This window comes from Rathayibacter sp. Leaf248, assembly GCF_920939495.1.
Lineage (GTDB): Bacteria > Actinomycetota > Actinomycetes > Actinomycetales > Microbacteriaceae > Rathayibacter > Rathayibacter caricis.
Genome location: NZ_CAKLAV010000001.1, coordinates 753457 through 768702 on the forward strand (window position 1 = coordinate 753457; position 15246 = coordinate 768702).

The following is a 15246-nucleotide window of genomic DNA, read 5'->3' on the forward strand; positions in this document are numbered from 1 at the left end:
ACCTGCAGCCGCGTCTGGCGTCTGAAAGCTATCGGGGTATCCGGTGCGGCCGCAACGTCCCCCGTCCGGGGACGTCACACAAGCGGAGGGAGAACGCTACTTCTTGTCCTTGGTCTCGACGTCGCCCGAGAGCGCGGCGATGAACGCCTCCTGCGGCACCTCGACGCGGCCCACCATCTTCATGCGCTTCTTGCCCTCCTTCTGCTTCTCGAGGAGCTTGCGCTTGCGGGTGATGTCACCGCCGTAGCACTTGGCCAGGACGTCCTTGCGCATCGCGCTGATCGACTCGCGCGCGATGATGCGGGCGCCGATCGCGGCCTGGATGGGGACCTCGAACTGCTGACGCGGGATGAGCTTCCGCAGGCGTCCGGTCATGAGGACCCCGTAGGCGTAGGCCTTCTCCCGGTGCACGATCGCGCTGAACGCGTCGACCTGCTCGCCCTGGAGCAGGATGTCGACCTTGACGAGGTCGGCCTCCTGGTCGCCGGCCGGCTCGTAGTCGAGCGAGGCGTAGCCGGCGGTCTTGGACTTGAGGTTGTCGAAGAAGTCGAAGACGATCTCGCCGAGCGGCATGTGGTACCGGATCTCGACCCGGTCCTCGCCGAGGTACTCCATGCCGATCAGGGTGCCGCGCCGGCTCTGGCACAGCTCCATGATCGTGCCGACGTAGTCCTTCGGCGCGAGGATCGCGGCCTTGACGATCGGCTCGGTGACCGAGGCGATCTTGCCGCCGGGGAACTCGCTCGGGTTCGTCACGGTGACGGTCTTCTTGTCCTCCGTGGTCACCTCGTAGATGACGGAGGGCGCCGTGGTGATGAGGTCGAGGCCGAACTCGCGGTCGAGGCGCTCGGTCACGATCTCGAGGTGCAGCAGTCCCAGGAAGCCGCAGCGGAAGCCGAAGCCCAGCGCGACGGAGGTCTCGGGCTCGTAGACGAGCGCCGCGTCCGACAGCTTGAGCTTGTCGAGGGCCTCGCGGAGGTCGGGGTAGTCGCTGCCGTCGATCGGGTAGAGGCCCGAGAAGACCATGGGGAGCGGCTCGGTGTAGCCGGGCAGCGCCTGCGTCGCGGGCTTTGCCGCGGTCGTGACCGTGTCGCCGACCTTCGACTGGCGGACGTCCTTCACTCCGGTGATCAGGTAGCCCACCTCGCCGACCGCGAGGCCCTTCGTGGCGACCGGCTCGGGGCTGGAAACGCCGATCTCGAGGATCTCGTGCGTCGCCCGGGTCGACATCATCTGGATCTTCTCGCGCGGCGAGAGCTTGCCGTCGATCATGCGGACGTAGGTGACGACTCCGCGGTAGGCGTCGTAGACCGAGTCGAAGATCATGGCGCGCGCGGGGGCGTCGGCGTCGCCGACGGGCGGCGGGATGAGCTGCGTGACGCGGTCGAGGAGGGCCTCGACGCCCATGCCCGTCTTGCCCGAGACGCGCAGCACGTCGTCGGGGTCGCCGCCGATGAGGCTCGCGAGCTCCTTCGCGTACTTGTCCGGGTCGGCGGCGGGGAGGTCGATCTTGTTCAGGACCGGGATGATCGTGAGGTCGTTCTCGAGCGCGAGGTAGAGGTTCGCGAGGGTCTGCGCCTCGATGCCCTGCGCAGCGTCGACCAGGAGGATCGCGCCCTCGCAGGCGGCCAGCGAGCGGCTCACCTCGTAGGAGAAGTCGACGTGCCCGGGGGTGTCGATCATGTTGAGGGCGAAGGTCCGGCCCTCGTGCTCCCACGGCATGCGCACGGCCTGCGACTTGATGGTGATGCCGCGCTCGCGCTCGATGTCCATCCGATCGAGGTACTGCGCGCGCATGGCACGGTCCTCGACCACGCCCGTGATGCCGAGCATGCGATCGGCGAGGGTGGACTTGCCGTGATCGATGTGGGCGATGATGCAGAAGTTGCGGATGGACGCCGGATCGGTCGCGGCGGGCTCGAGCCCGAGGTGTGCACGTGGAGACATCGTGGGGCCATTGTCCCACGGCCGGGGTGCGGCGGCGGGCGGGCGCCGTGACGGGCTCCCTCGATGGTCTACAGGTCGAGGCCGTAGGTGCGCGTCGGCTCGACGCCCGGCGGGTTCTCGCGCTCGGCCAGGCGGACGAAGCCCATGCTCTCGTAGAGGGCGTGCGCGGCGACCATGTCGGTCCCGCTGTTCATGACGACGCGCTCGAGGCCGCGCTCGCTCGCGAGCATCACCACGAACTCGGTGAGCAGGCGCCCGAGGCCGCGCCCGCGCGCCTCCGGGGCGACCGCGAGCAGCCGCCAGTCGAGCTCGCCGGGGCGGCCGAGGGAGTAGAGGTTCGCTCCGGGGGCCGCCGTGGTGACGGTCGCGAGGATCCGGCCGTCGGGGTCCTCGGCGACCCAGACCTCGCCCTCGCGGTCGTGCCGGGCGACGTCCGCGACGTCGGCCGCGTACTCCTCCCCCAGCGCGTAGTCGTGGGCGTACGCGGCGAGGCGGAGTCGCGAGACCTCCGCGTGCTCGTCCTCGCGCACGCGGCGCACGAGGATCCCCTCCGCGCTCACGGGCGGACCGGAGCAGGCAGCGTGCGCAGGCCGTGCTCGATGTCGGCCGGATCCGCCGCGAGGCAGATCCGGATCCAGCCCTCGCCCGTGCGACCGAAGGCGCTGCCCGGAGCGACGGCGACGAGCGTCTCGAGGAGGAACGCCTCGACCCACGAGGCGACGTCTCCGCCGGTCGCGTGCGACATGTCGATCCAGAGGTAGAAGGCGCCCTCGGGCTCGCGGAAGCGGATACCGCGCTCGTCGAGGATCGCCGTGGCGAGCCGCAGGTTCGCGAGGTAGTGCGCGGAGGCCTCCGCCACCGCCTCCTGCGGACCGGTCAGGGCGGCGAGTGCCGCGCGCTGATCGGGAGAGGCGACGCAGCTGATCGCCGCCTCCTGCACGGTGACCATCGTCGCGGTCATCCCGGGCGGGGTGACGAGGTAGCCGACGCGCACGCCGGTCATCGCGTACGACTTCGAGAACGAGAAGACGCTGAAGACGCGGTCGTCGTCGTGGCCCAGCTCCTGCGCGATGCTCGCGAGGCTCGTGTGCGGGCGTCCGTAGGTGAAGTACTCGTAGACCTCGTCGCTGATGATCCACAGGTCGTGCCGCCGGGCGAAGTCGAGGAGGCGCTCGAGCAGCGGGCGCGGGAGCACGACTCCGAGCGGGTTCGACGGGCTGTTCACGATGATCACGCGAGTGCGATCGGTGACGATGCGCTCGAGCTCGTCGAGGTCGGGGAGGAAGCCGTTCTCGGGACGGAGCGTGTACGGCACCGGGACGGCCTCGATCATCCGCGCATTCATGGTGAACGTGGTGTAGCCCGGATCCGGGACGAGGACCTCGTCGCCCGCGCGCAGCGTCAGCGTCATCGCCTGGTAGAGCGCCTGCGTGCCGCCGACGGTGAGCCAGACCTGCTCGACGTCGGCCGTGATCCCGTTGTCGCGGGCGAGCTTGTCGACGATCGCGCGCCGCAGCTCGGGGATGCCTCCGTTGGGGCCGTAATCCGTGTCGTCGGCCGCCCACGCGGCGCGCGCGGCCTCGATGATGTGCGGAGCGGTCGGCACGTCGGGCTCGCCGACGCAGAGGAAGGTGACGCCCTCGAGACGGAGGGCGATCTCGAAGAGGCGGCGGATGCCGGACGGCGGCACCGCGGGGATGTGATCGGCGAGACGTGGCATCGCTGATCACCGTATCGCCCGAGCGCGCCCCTGCCCGCTTCCGCCCGGCGGGGCGCGGTTGAAGCGGGAGGACGGGTGCGCTAAAGTTCCTTGTTGGCTTGCGCTCCACCACCGGCACGTGTGTGGAGTGATCAGAAGCCGGCGACCTCCAGTCGCACCGGGACGGCCCGCGCCGCCCGGAAGGGGCACTCCGACGAGTAGCCGGCTGCACACACGCACATTCGAGAAAAGGTAATCCACGTGGCAAACATCAAGTCGCAGATCAAGCGCAACCTCACCAACAAGAAGGCGAACGAGCGCAACAAGGCCGTCAAGAGCCAGCTCAAGACCGCCGTCCGCTCGGTGCACACCGCCATCGCCTCCGGCGACGCCGCCCAGGCCGCGACCGCCCTCGCGTTCGCCGCCAAGAAGCTCGACAAGGCCGCCAGCAAGGGCGTCATCCACAAGAACCAGGCCGCGAACCGCAAGTCGGCCATCGCGAAGCAGGTCGCGGCGCTGTAGTTCTGCGCTTCGCTGCAACGACGAAGGGTCCGGCCGATGGCCGGGCCCTTCGTCGTTTCCGCTTCGCGGTCGACGAGCTCCTCGTTCCTCGTCGCTCGTCGCGCGGTCGGCTCTCGCAGGCGGTCGCGGTGGGAGGAGCGGCCTGCGTTCCGCGTACCTCGATCCGCTCGCACGCGGATCGAGGGTGACGCTGCGGGGGCGCAGGCTGGTTGAGGAGGGCTCCCGCTGCGCGGGTCGGGTACGCCTGCGGGGGCGTGGGGTGATGCGGAAGTCGAGGGGTGCGCTCGATGGACGATGCGGCCACCCTTCGGGTGGCGCCGGAGGCGCGTCTCGAGACTCGACGAGTCCTGGAGGACGGGGATCTCGAGACGTCCGCTGCGCGGACTACTCGATCAGCAGATCACGAGGGGACGGAGAAGCACGTAACGGAGCCTCTGCCGCCGTACCCGGTGGTCGAGTAGCCCCGCAGGGGCGTACCGAGACCCGGCGACTCCGGGAGGACGGAGATCTCGATACGTCCGCTGCGCGGACTACTCGATCAGCAGAAGAGGGGGGACGGAGCAGCGCGCCGCCGGGCCTCCGCCTCCGGACCCGGTGGTCGAGTAGCCCCGCAGGGGCGTACCGAGACCCCCCGTCAGTTGTGCAGGCCGCGGGCGGAGATGACGGAGACCATGCGCTCGAGGGCGTAGACGGGGTCGCGGCCGCCGCCCTTGACGTTCGCGTCGGCGTCGGCAACGGTCTCGATGGCGGTGCCGAGGCCGTCGCCGGTCCAGCCCTGCAGGTCGCGGCGGGCGCGGTCGACCTGCCAGGGGGCGAGGCCGAGACGCGAGGCGATCTGGCCGGAGCCCTCGCGGGAGCCGGCGACCTTCGCCATGGTGCGGAGCTTGCTCGCGAAGGCGGCCACGATCGGCACCGGGTCCGCTCCGGACGCCAGCGCGTGGCGCAGGCCCAGCAGCGCTTCTCCGTGCCGCCCCGCGATCGCGGCGTCGGCGACGGTGAACGCGGTGGTCTCGACGCGGCCGCCGTAGTACTGGGCGACGGTCGCCTCGGTGATCTCGCCCGAGGCGTCCGAGATCAGCTGCTGGCACGCCGAGGCGAGCTCGTCGAGGTCGTCCGAGAAGGCCGACACGAGGGCTCGGACCGCGCCGGTCGTCGCTGTTCGGCCGGCGGAGCGGAACTCGGCGACGGCGAAGTCGACCTTGTCGCTCTCGCGCTTGAGCTCGGCGCAGACGATCTCGATGCCGCCGCCCGCGCCCGAGCGGATCGCGTCGAGCAGCTTCTTGCCGCGGTTGCCGCCGCCGTGCCGCAGCACCACGGTCGCTCCGTCTGCGGGCGACGACAGGTACTCCACCGCCTCGATCAGGAAGGCGTCGGTGCACTTCTCGACGTTCGAGACGCGCAGCAGACGCGGCTCGTCGAACAGGGAGGGGCTCGCGAGCGTCAGGAGCTCACCGGGAGCGTAGCCGCCGGCGTCGATGTCGCTGACCTCGAGGCTCGGATCCTCGGCGCGGAGGAAGTCGCGGAGGAAGCGCAGCGCGCGATCGGCGAGGAACTGCTCGGGTCCGGTGATCAGGACGACGGGGGCGGGCCTCGTCTCGTTCCAGGCGAGCTGCGGGATCGCCGCCTTCGAGGGCGCCGCCTTCGCGCGCGCGGGAGCTCTGCCTGCCATGCCGTCGTCCTTCCGTCGCCCGCCCGATCGAGCGCCCTCCACCCTACGGTCTGCCCGTGCCCGCCCGAGGCGGCGGGGACGGCCGTCGGACCGCTCGCCCACACCGCGATCCCGTCGCTGCGCGAGGCCAGGACGACCGTACCCTCGACGTCCGACCTCAGCGCCTCGACCCCGCGTTCGGCGAGGAGGGACAGCAGCGAGGGCGCCGGATGCCCGTAGTCGTTGTCTGCACCGACCGAGACGAGCCCGGCACCGGCGTCGAGTGCGTCGTAGAGGGCGGGCGCCTGGTCCGCCGAGCCGTGGTGCGCGACCTTGACCACGTCGACGGGTCCGATCGGCAGCCGCGCGAGGCGCCCCTGCTCCTCCGCCCCCAGGTCGCCCAGCAGGGCGATCGACAGGGGCCCGCCGACCGAGTCGGGGCCGATGTCGACGCGCAGGGTCACGCTGGCCGCGTTCCCCCGCAGCGAGCTGCCCCGCTCCGGCCAGAGGACCCGCCAGCGGAGCGACCCCAGGGCACCCTCCTCGCCCCGCTCCGTCTCGCGCACCTCCGCCCCGGCGTCGCGGAGGACGCCCCGGTCGCGCTCGTCGCCGGCCTCGGCGGAGGGACCGACGAGCGCGGAGTCGACCCGGTGAGCGGCGGCCTCGAGCCCGCCGACGTGGTCGAGGTCGTAGTGCGTCAGCACGAGCAGGGCGATCCGGTCGACTCCGAGGAGGGACAGGCAGGCGTCGAGACGCTCCGGGAGCGGCCCTGTGTCGACCAGCAGCACTCCCCCGTCGCCCCGGAGGAGGATCGCGTCGCCCTGGCCCACATCGCACATCGCGACCCGCCAGTCCTGGGGAACGGACCCGGAGCGCAGCAGCGGCGTGGCCACTCCGGCCGCCGCCGTGCCCGCGAGCAGGGCGGCGAGCGCGGCCGCGACCGCGCGGCGCAGCACCGCGAGGCGACGCGTCCGCGTCAGCAGGAGCAGCGCGAGGACGGTCAGCACGGTGAGGGCGAGCACCCCGGCGAGCCCGGGCCACCAGGCGAGCCGGGGCATCGGCCAGCTCGACACCGCGCGGGCGATCGACGCGATCCACCAGGTCGGAACCGCGGCGAAGCGGATGGCCGCATCGGCCCCCCACGGCCACCACGGCGCGAGCAGGCACCCGATCAGTCCGAGCCCCGTCGCGAGAGGAGCCGCCGGTTCGGCGAGCAGGTTCGCCAGGACGCCGTAGACGGGGACGGTGGGGTCCACCAGCAGCACGACGGGCTGGCAGGCGAGCTGGGCGGCCGTCGGCACGGCGAGCACGAGTGCGAGGGGCCGGGGCAGCACCTCGCCGAGTCGGCGCGCGATCGGCTCCGCGAGCAGCAGCAGACCGGCCGTGGCCAGCACCGACAGCACGAAGCCGAGCTTCCCCGCGATGGCCGGATCGGCGATCACGAGCAGGACGACGCTCGCCAGCAGCGCCGGCACCGCGGCTCCCGACCGCCTCCCCAGACGGGCCAGCAGCACGACGGTCGCCATCGTCGCCGCGCGGACGACGCTCGGCTCGGGGGTGACGAGGACGACGAAGGCGGCGAGGGCGAGCAGGGCGCTGAGGGTGCGGAGGAGCCGGTTCACGCCGAGCAGCGACGCCAGCAGCCAGCCGGCGACGACCACGACCGCGCAGTTCGCGCCGGAGACCGCGGTCAGGTGGGTGAGGGAGGCCGTTCGCATGTCCTCCTCGAGGTCGGCGGTGAGCGCGGTCGTGTCACCCGTCGCGAGACCGGGCAGCAGACCCGCCACGTCACCGCCGAGGACGGCCGTGCGCTCGAGGAAGCTCGAGCGCAGCACTTCCGCGACGGCGGCGATCCCCGTCGGCGCGCTCCGGTCGAGGATCCCGGACACCGTGACGAGCGTGCGCTCCCCCACGGGGTCCCGGGGTCCGCCGTCGGCCCGTGCCTCCAGCAGGAGCTCGGAGCCGACCGGGACGCGCCCTCCCGGCTCCGCCAGGAAGACCCTCACGGGCGCGGCGATCTCCTCGGCGTCGATCGAGAGCGCGACGGCGTCGAACCAGACGCCGCCCGTCGCGAGCGGGCGCGCCGCGGTCTCGACCCGGATCTCGAGCGCGATCCGGGTGCGCCGTTCGGCCGCCTCGACGAGCGGCTCCGGATGCGCCCCCGGTGCCGAGAGGACGACCGCGGTGATCGCGAGGGCCGCTCCCGCCGCCGGGACCGCGACGACGGCGAGGAGCGTCCGCCGACCCGGGAGGAGGACGAGGAGCGCGAGGAGGAGGGCGACGGCGGCCCAGGCCGCGAGCAGAATCCCCGGACCGGCGGCCGACACGACCGAGACGGGCAGCAGCCCGCAGAGCGCGGCCGCCGTCCAGGTCAGCACCGCCACCGGGAGCAGCCGCAGATCCGCCGCCCTCACGGCGCCACCTGGTCGCGGAAGCCCTCGAGCGTCTTCTCGCCGATCCCGGGGACTTCGAGCAGCTGATCGACGGACGCGAAGGGACCGTTCGCCTCGCGGTAGGCGATGATCTTCGCCGCGGTCGCCGGACCCACCTCGGGCAGCTCCTCGAGCTGGGCGGCCGTCGCCGTGCTGAGGCTGATCGGGCCCGAGCCGGCGACGGCACCGGGAACCGCTCCCGGCGCGGGGGCCGCACCGACCTCGGGCACGATCAGCTGCTCCCCGTCGACGATCCGTCGCGCGAGGTTCACCGCGTCGCTCTCCGCCGCCTCGGTCAGCCCTCCGGCCGCCGCGAGCGCGTCCGCGACGCGTGCTCCCTCCTTCATCAGGTAGAGCCCCGGAGCGACGACCTCCCCCGCGACGTGCACGTAGAGCGTCGGCGGACCGGTCGTGGCCGCCGCGGAGGGCGGCGCGGTACCGGCGGACGACGCCACCGGCAGCACGCGGCTCCTGCCGCTCGCCTGAGCCCCGGCCAGGAGCACGGCGATCACGGCCGCCGCGAGGACGAGCACGACGGCGGCGCCCATCCCCATCCGCCAGCGCGCCCGGGGACGCCGCGGGCGCAGCAGGAGGGCGAGGTCGTCCGTCTCGTCGCTCGTCCGCATCCGAGAACGGTAGGAGCGCGACGCGGCCCGGAGCGGCGGCACCGCGACGATCCGTGGACGACGAAGGGGCTCCTCCGCTGTGGAGGAGCCCCTTCGAGAGGACGGGCTACACGGCCTTCGTCACCAGGTTCACCAGGCGCGGAGCCCGCACGATCGCCTTGACGACCTCGCGGCCGACGAGAGCACGCGCGACGCCGGCCGTGGCCCGCGCCTTCTCCTCGAGCTCGTCGGACGAGATCTTGGGCGACACCTCGAGGCGGTCGCGGACCTTGCCGTCGACCTGGAGGATCGCGGTGACCTTCTCCTCGACGAGCAGCGTCGGGTCGGCCTTGCGCCAGACGACGTGCGCGACGGGGCCCTGGTAGCCCAGGCGGCTCCACATGTCCTCGGCCGTGTAGGGCGCGAAGAGGTTGAGCGCCATCGCGATGACCTCGGCGGCCTCGCGCACCGCGGCGTCGCCGCCTCCGGCACCCGAGTCGATCGTCTTGCGGGTCGCGTTGACGAGCTCCATCAGTCGCGCGACGACGACGTTGAACTTGAACGCCTCGATCAGCGACGGCGACTCGGAGAGGAAGCGGTGCGTGTGGCGGCGGAGCGCCGCGTCTCCGTTCTTCCACTCGATGTCGGGCTTCGAGGTGACGTCCTTCGCGAGGCGCCAGGCGCGCGCGAGGAACTTCGCGCTGCCCGACGGCGAGACGTCGGCCCAGTCGATGTCGTCCTCGGGCGGGCCGGCGAACGCCATGGTCAGGCGCACGGCGTCGACGCCGTACTCGTCGAGCTGCTCCGACAGGCGCACGATGTTGCCCTTGGACTTCGACATCGCGGCGCCGTCCATCTGCACCATGCCCTGGTTGAGCAGCGCCGTGAACGGCTCGGTGAAGGACACGTAGCCGAGGTCGAAGAGCACCTTGGTGATGAACCGCGCGTACAGCAGGTGCAGGATCGCGTGGGTCACGCCTCCGACGTACTGGTCGACGGGCGCCCATTTCTCGGCGAGCTTCGGATCGAACGCCTGCGTGTCGTCGTTCGGAGACAGGAAGCGGAGGAAGTACCAGGAGGAGTCGACGAACGTGTCCATCGTGTCCGGGTCGCGGCGCGCGGGGCTGCCGTCGACCGGGTTGGGCACGTTCACCCAGTCCTCCGCCGCGCCCAGCGGCGACGAGCCCTTGGGCTGCAGGTCGAGTCCCTCGGTCGGCGGCAGGACCACCGGCAGCTGGTCCTCGGGAACGGGGATCAGCTCGCCGTTCTCGCCGTGGATGATCGGGATGGGCGTGCCCCAGTAGCGCTGGCGCGAGATCAGCCAGTCGCGGAGGCGGTAGTTCTTCGCCGAGCGGCCGCGGCCGCGCTCCTCGAGCAGCTTGATCACGCGCTCGATCGCGGTGCGCTTGGAGAGGCCGTCGAGCGGGCCGGAGTTCATCAGGCGGCCGTCGCCGGTCAGCGCCTCGCCGGTGATCGCGGGGTCGGCCGAGTAGCGCGCCTCGAGAGCGGCGAGCTCCTCCGGGTCCTCGGGGATCACGGGGATCGCACCGGTGACGGGCGCGGAGGTGTCGACCACGACTCGGACCGGCAGGTCGAAGGCGCGGGCGAAGTCGAGGTCGCGCTGGTCGTGCGCGGGCACGGCCATGACCGCGCCGTGGCCGTAGTCGGAGAGCACGTAGTCGGCGGCCCAGATCGGCAGGCGCTCGCCGTTCACCGGGTTGATCGCGTAGCGGCCGAGGAACACGCCGGTCTTCGGACGGTCGGCCGTGAGGCGCTCGATCTCGCTCGACTTCTGCACCTTCTCGAGGTACGAGCGGAACGCGTCGCGCAGCTCCGGCTCGGAGCCCTCGACCAGCTCGGTCGCGAGATCGGAGTCGGGGGCGACGACCATGAACGTCGCGCCGTAGAGGGTGTCGGGACGCGTCGTGAACACGGTGACGCGCTCGTCGCGGCCCTCGATCTCGAACTCGACGTCGGCGCCGATCGAGCGGCCGATCCAGTTGCGCTGCATCGCGATGACCTTCGACGGCCACGAGCCCTCGAGCTGGTTGAGGTCGTCGAGCAGGCGGTCGGCGTAGTCGGTGATCTTGAAGTACCACTGGGTGAGCTTCTTCTTCACCACGACGGCGCCCGAGCGCTCGGACGTGCCGTCGGCGAGGACCTGCTCGTTCGCGAGGACGGTCTGGTCCACCGGGTCCCAGTTGACCCAGCTGTCCTTGCGGTAGGCCAGGCCCTTCTCGTACATCTTCAGGAACAGCCACTGGTTCCACTTGTAGTAGTCCGGGTCGGACGTGTGGATGACGCGGTCCCAGTCGAAGGACGCGGCGTAGCGCTTCATCGAGCGCTTCTGCTGCTCGATGTTGTCGTAGGTCCAGGTGCGGGGGTTCAGGCCGCGCTTGATCGCGGCGTTCTCGGCGGGCAGGCCGAAGCTGTCCCAGCCGATCGGGTGGAGCACGTTGAAGCCCTGCTGGCGCCAGTAGCGCGCGATGACGTCGCCGAGCGCGTACGCCTCGGCGTGGCCCATGTGCAGGTCGCCCGAGGGGTACGGGAACATGTCGAGCACGTACTTGCGGGGGCGCTTGTCGTCGGGGAGGTCCGTCGAGAACGGACGGGTCTCCTCCCAGATCGGGAGCCACTTCTCTTGCAGTGCGCGGAAGTCGTAGCGGTCCTCGTCGTTCGCGCCGGTCTGCTGGGAGGTCTCGTCTGCCACAGGTGTGTCCTACTTCATCAGGGTGGGATCGGACGCGCAGCGCCCGTCGGGGGCGGCGTCCGACGAACAACCCTACTGGCCCTCAGCGACCGGGCGACGAATCCTCCGCGACCTCGCGGGGCACTCCGAGCACTGCCAGCAGGGCGCGCGCCTTGAGCAGCGTCTCCTCGACCTCCTCCTCGGGCACCGAGAGTGCGGTGATGCCGCCGCCGGTGCCGAGGCGCGCTCGCTCGGGCTCGATCACGAGGCTCCGGATGGTCATGGCCAGGTCGATCGAGCCGTCAGAGCCGAGGCGGCCGAAGGCTCCGGAGTAGACACCGCGCGGTCCGCCCTCCCACTCGCGGAGGAGTTCCACGGCCCGCCGTTTCGGCGCCCCCGTCATCGAGCCGGCCGGGAACGTCGCGGCGATCAGAGCGGCGACGCCGATCCCCTCCGCGGGCAGCGCCGACACCTCGCTGACGAGCTGGTGCACGTGCGGGTAGGTCTCGACCTCCAGCAGCCGGTCGACGCGGACGGAGCCCGGCTCGGCGATGCGCGCGAGGTCGTTGCGGACGAGATCGACGATCATGACGTTCTCGGCGCGCTCCTTGACGCTCGCCAACAGCTCGGCGCGCAGGGCCTCGTCCTCCGCGGTGTCGCGGCCGCGGGGCCGGGTGCCCTTGATCGGATGCGTGGCCGCGAGCCCGCCGGCGTCACGCGTCAGGAAGCGCTCGGGCGACGCGCTCACGAGCGCCCGGCCCCCGAAGCGGATCAGCCCGCCGTGGTGGCTGGGGCTCGAGCGGCGCAGGCGCCGGTAGCACTCGACCGGGTCGAACCGGCCCTCCACGACGACCTCGTTCGTGAGGCAGAGCTGGTAGGCGTCGCCCGCGTGGATCGCGGCCTGGCAGCGCGCGATGAGAGCGGAGTAGGCGGCCCGGTCGTGCCGGCGCCGCACGGAGGCCACGGGCTCGGCGGGAGCGGGATCGCCCAGCGGCTCGTCGGCGAGCGCCGCCAGGGCCGCGACCAGGGGGTCCGCCTCCCTTCGCCGCTCCGCCGTCGCCACGACGCGCAGCGTGCGGGCGGCGTGGTCGAACTCGAGCACGGGGTCGCCGCGGAGCAGGACCAGCGCGGGCGGATCGCCCTCGGTCGCTCCGACGGCGGGCAGGGACACGAAGGGCGCACCCGCCTCGTAGGAGAGGTGGCCGTAGCGACCGAGCGCGCGGTCGCGACCGGTCGATTCCGCCTCCACCCGGGCGAGTGCCGCGGACACGTCGTGGCCGGCCTCGACGACGATCGCGTCGGAGGGGCGGCAGGACCCGAGGTAGGAGCGACCCGCCACCGCGTCGGGGCCGGAGTCGAGCCAGAAGGCGGCGTCCGCCTCGCGGTAGAGGGCGAGGAACGCCCGCTCGGGGTCGACCCACGGCAGGACGACCTCGTGCAGGCCATCGGGGAGCAGGGCGCCGACCACTGGGCTAGCGTAGGCCGTCGTGGACGGCGAGCAGGTGCGGGACTGGAACGGGCGGGAGCTCGCCTCCCCGCGCGAGCCCGGCACGGTGGCGCTGCTGGCCGCCGACTCGTGGCTCGTCTCGGACGGCCGCGTGCGCGGTCTCGAGCTGCACCGCGAGCGCTTCCTCGACGCCGTCCGGGCGGCGGACGGGCCGGACGACGCGGGCGCGTTCTTCGACGCTTCCGTCGCCGCGCTCCCCCGCACCGGCGACCACTTCCCCCGCGTCGAGCTCGACTCCGCCGGACTGCACCTGCGCCTGCGATCGGCACCGCCGCGCACCCGCTCGGTCGTGCTGTGGACGAGTCCCGTGGATCCGCGGCGGGTGCCGGAGTGGAAGGGACCCGACATCGCCCGTCTTGCGCTGCTGCGGCAGCGGGCGATCGCGAACGGAGCCGATGAGGCGGTGCTCCTCGACGCGGACGGCGCGATCCTCGACGGCGCGACCAGCGCGGTCCTGTGGTGGCTCGGCGACACCCTCGTCCTCCCTCCGCCCACGAGCCCCCGGGTGCGCAGCGTCACCGCCCGCACGATCTCGGTGCTCGCGGGCGCGCTCGGCGTCGACGTGCTCGAGGCGCCGACCGAGCCGGAGTCGCTCGACGGCCGCGAGGTCTGGGTCGTCAACGCGCTGCACGGCGCGCGCCTGGCGACCTCGTGGGTCGGCGGACCGGCGCTCGCCGCGGAGCCGGGCCGGCTCGACTCCTGGCGCCGTCGCCTGGACGCACTGCGTCGCCCCCTCCCCTGACGTCGAGCACCGTGCCGCCCTCGGGCGACGACATCGCCCCGGTTCCCGCGCAGCGCTCGTCCCCGCGGGCCGCGTGTGGCAGTCTGCGCAGGACCCACCCGCCGTCTTCCGAGAAGGACCGTCGATGACCCCTGCACCTTCCGTCCGTACCCACGCCTGGAGGATCACCGCCATCCTCGCGAGCGGGGCTCTGCTCCTCGGCGCCCCTCCCGCGCTCGCGGCGGAGTCCGGTCCGCTCTCCTACTCCCACGACGCTCCGGCCGTCCCCTCGACGGGCGACTCGGCCGTGGTGGCGGACGCCGAAGCCGCACGCGCCTCCGAGACCGTCGTCAACGCGCTCGTGGGCGGCGAGGAACTCGCTCGCGGCGAGCGCCTCGTCTCGACGAACGGGGTGTTCGAGTTCGTCTTCCAGACCGACGGCAACGCGGTGGTCTACCGCATCGGCGCCGGCGCGATCTGGAGCAGCGGCACCCAGGGGCGCGGCGATCACCTCGCGATGCAGAACGACGGCAATGTCGTGGTCTACGACGCCGACGACCGCCCCGTCTGGTTCACGGGGACGAGCGGACTGCCGGGCGCCGTCCTGACGGTCCAGGACGACGGCAATCTCGTCGTCTACCGCGCGGACGGCTCTCCTGCCTGGGCGACCAGCGTCGGCGGCCTGATCGCCGCACCGGCACTCGACCGGCTCGAGGGCGGCGACGTCCTGACGTCGGGCACACGGCTCTCGTCGCCCGACGGCCGGTTCGAGGCCGTGATGCAGGCGGACGGCAACTTCGTCGTCTACGGCCCTGGGGGTCCGCGATGGTCGACGGGCACGTCCGGGTCGGGCAGTCGGCTCGCGATGCAGACCGACGGCAACGTCGTGATCTACGGAGCGGACGGCTCGGTGAGGTGGACCACCGTGACCAGCGGCAATCCGGGCGCCGTCCTGATCCTGGGGAACGACGGCGCGCTCGTTCTGCAGGGCGCAGCAGGAGTCGTCTGGACCAGTCGGCCGCCGGTCACCACCGACACCCTCTCGGGGTCGGGGGCGCTGGGGAAGGACGAGGCGCTGGTCTCCTCCAACGGCGCCTGGCGCTCCGTGATGCAGGCCGACGGGAACTTCGTCGTCTCCGGACCGGGTGGCCCGACCTGGTGGACCGGGACCCGATCGGCGAGCGACGCTCTCTCCCCGTCGCGGTTCGTGATGGGTGCGGACGGCACCCTCACGGTCAGTGGATGGGGCCCGAACGCGTTCTGGCTGGCGTCCCCGCGCTACTTCGTGAACGTGGGCCCAGCACTGGCGCCGTTCCGCCTGGTCATGCAGAACGACGGCAACCTCGTGCAGTACGACGGCCGGAACCGGGCGGTCTGGGCGAGCCGCGGTCTCTGATCCCGACACGGCGGGCTCGGAGTGCCGGGCCCGCCGTGCCGCGCGTCCCTCGGGCAGGATGGAGGTGTGGCACGCTCCTC

The 15246-nt window shown here is 72.3% G+C and carries 11 protein-coding genes; 3 read left to right on the forward strand and 8 right to left on the reverse strand.

Annotated features, from left to right (window positions below; genetic code table 11):
- Positions 1-96 precede the first annotated feature (96 nt).
- The 3 genes from lepA to LRG51_RS03845 all read right to left on the reverse strand — a co-directional run bounded on the left by lepA (position 97) and on the right by LRG51_RS03845 (position 3667).
- Entirely contained in the window at positions 97-1947 is a 1851-nt protein-coding gene (gene lepA / locus LRG51_RS03835) for a translation elongation factor 4 (RefSeq protein WP_055792916.1), read from the reverse strand.
- Positions 1948-2015: 68 nt separating this feature from the next.
- Entirely contained in the window at positions 2016-2507 is a 492-nt protein-coding gene (locus LRG51_RS03840; RefSeq protein WP_055792917.1) for a GNAT family N-acetyltransferase, read from the reverse strand.
- Complete coding sequence (locus LRG51_RS03845; protein WP_055792920.1) at positions 2504-3667, reverse strand: pyridoxal phosphate-dependent aminotransferase; 1164 nt, start codon at positions 3665-3667, stop codon at positions 2504-2506. The genes LRG51_RS03840 and LRG51_RS03845 overlap by 4 nt, the downstream gene beginning before the upstream one ends.
- A gap of 240 nt (positions 3668-3907) precedes the next feature.
- Here LRG51_RS03845 and rpsT point away from each other — a divergent pair, with 240 nt between their 5' ends.
- Complete coding sequence (gene rpsT / locus LRG51_RS03850) at positions 3908-4168, forward strand: 30S ribosomal protein S20 (RefSeq protein WP_055792923.1); 261 nt, start codon at positions 3908-3910, stop codon at positions 4166-4168.
- 634 nt (positions 4169-4802) lie between these two features.
- Here rpsT and holA read toward each other — a convergent pair.
- From holA to LRG51_RS03875, 5 genes are all read right to left on the reverse strand, one after another.
- Complete coding sequence (gene holA, locus LRG51_RS03855; protein ID WP_055792927.1) at positions 4803-5837, reverse strand: DNA polymerase III subunit delta; 1035 nt, start codon at positions 5835-5837, stop codon at positions 4803-4805.
- On the reverse strand, positions 5738-8230 hold the full coding sequence (locus LRG51_RS03860) for a ComEC/Rec2 family competence protein (protein ID WP_230671267.1): 2493 nt from the start codon (positions 8228-8230) through the stop codon (positions 5738-5740). The genes holA and LRG51_RS03860 overlap by 100 nt, the downstream gene beginning before the upstream one ends.
- The gene (locus tag LRG51_RS03865; RefSeq protein WP_055793217.1) at positions 8227-8874 is read right to left on the reverse strand and encodes a ComEA family DNA-binding protein; all 648 of its coding nucleotides are present in this window, start codon (positions 8872-8874) and stop codon (positions 8227-8229) included. Before LRG51_RS03865 ends, LRG51_RS03860 begins: the two co-directional genes overlap by 4 nt.
- A gap of 106 nt (positions 8875-8980) precedes the next feature.
- A complete protein-coding gene (leuS, locus tag LRG51_RS03870; protein ID WP_055792932.1) occupies positions 8981-11563 on the reverse strand; it encodes a leucine--tRNA ligase in 2583 nt (860 codons plus the stop codon).
- 82 nt (positions 11564-11645) lie between these two features.
- Positions 11646-13010 carry an anthranilate synthase component I family protein gene (locus tag LRG51_RS03875; protein WP_230671268.1) on the reverse strand — a complete coding sequence of 455 codons (1365 nt, stop codon included), beginning with the start codon at positions 13008-13010 and terminating at the stop codon, positions 11646-11648.
- Between the two features lie 19 nt (positions 13011-13029).
- Between LRG51_RS03875 and LRG51_RS03880 the strand changes: the two genes are divergently transcribed.
- Positions 13030-13791 carry an aminotransferase class IV gene (locus LRG51_RS03880; protein ID WP_230671269.1) on the forward strand — a complete coding sequence of 254 codons (762 nt, stop codon included), beginning with the start codon at positions 13030-13032 and terminating at the stop codon, positions 13789-13791.
- Positions 13792-13915: 124 nt separating this feature from the next.
- Complete coding sequence (locus LRG51_RS03885) at positions 13916-15166, forward strand: hypothetical protein (protein WP_055792935.1); 1251 nt, start codon at positions 13916-13918, stop codon at positions 15164-15166.
- Positions 15167-15246 lie beyond the last annotated feature (80 nt).

Excerpts from the sequence above, each read along its gene's own strand:
- lepA (WP_055792916.1), bottom strand. The coding sequence starts at position 1,947 with ATGTCTCCACGTGCACACCTCGGGCTCGAGCCCGCCGCGACCGATCCG.
- LRG51_RS03845 (WP_055792920.1), bottom strand. The coding sequence starts at position 3,667 with ATGCCACGTCTCGCCGATCACATCCCCGCGGTGCCGCCGTCCGGCATC.
- holA (WP_055792927.1), bottom strand. The coding sequence starts at position 5,837 with ATGGCAGGCAGAGCTCCCGCGCGCGCGAAGGCGGCGCCCTCGAAGGCG.
- LRG51_RS03865 (WP_055793217.1), bottom strand. The coding sequence starts at position 8,874 with ATGCGGACGAGCGACGAGACGGACGACCTCGCCCTCCTGCTGCGCCCG.
- LRG51_RS03885 (WP_055792935.1), top strand. The coding sequence starts at position 13,916 with ATGACCCCTGCACCTTCCGTCCGTACCCACGCCTGGAGGATCACCGCC.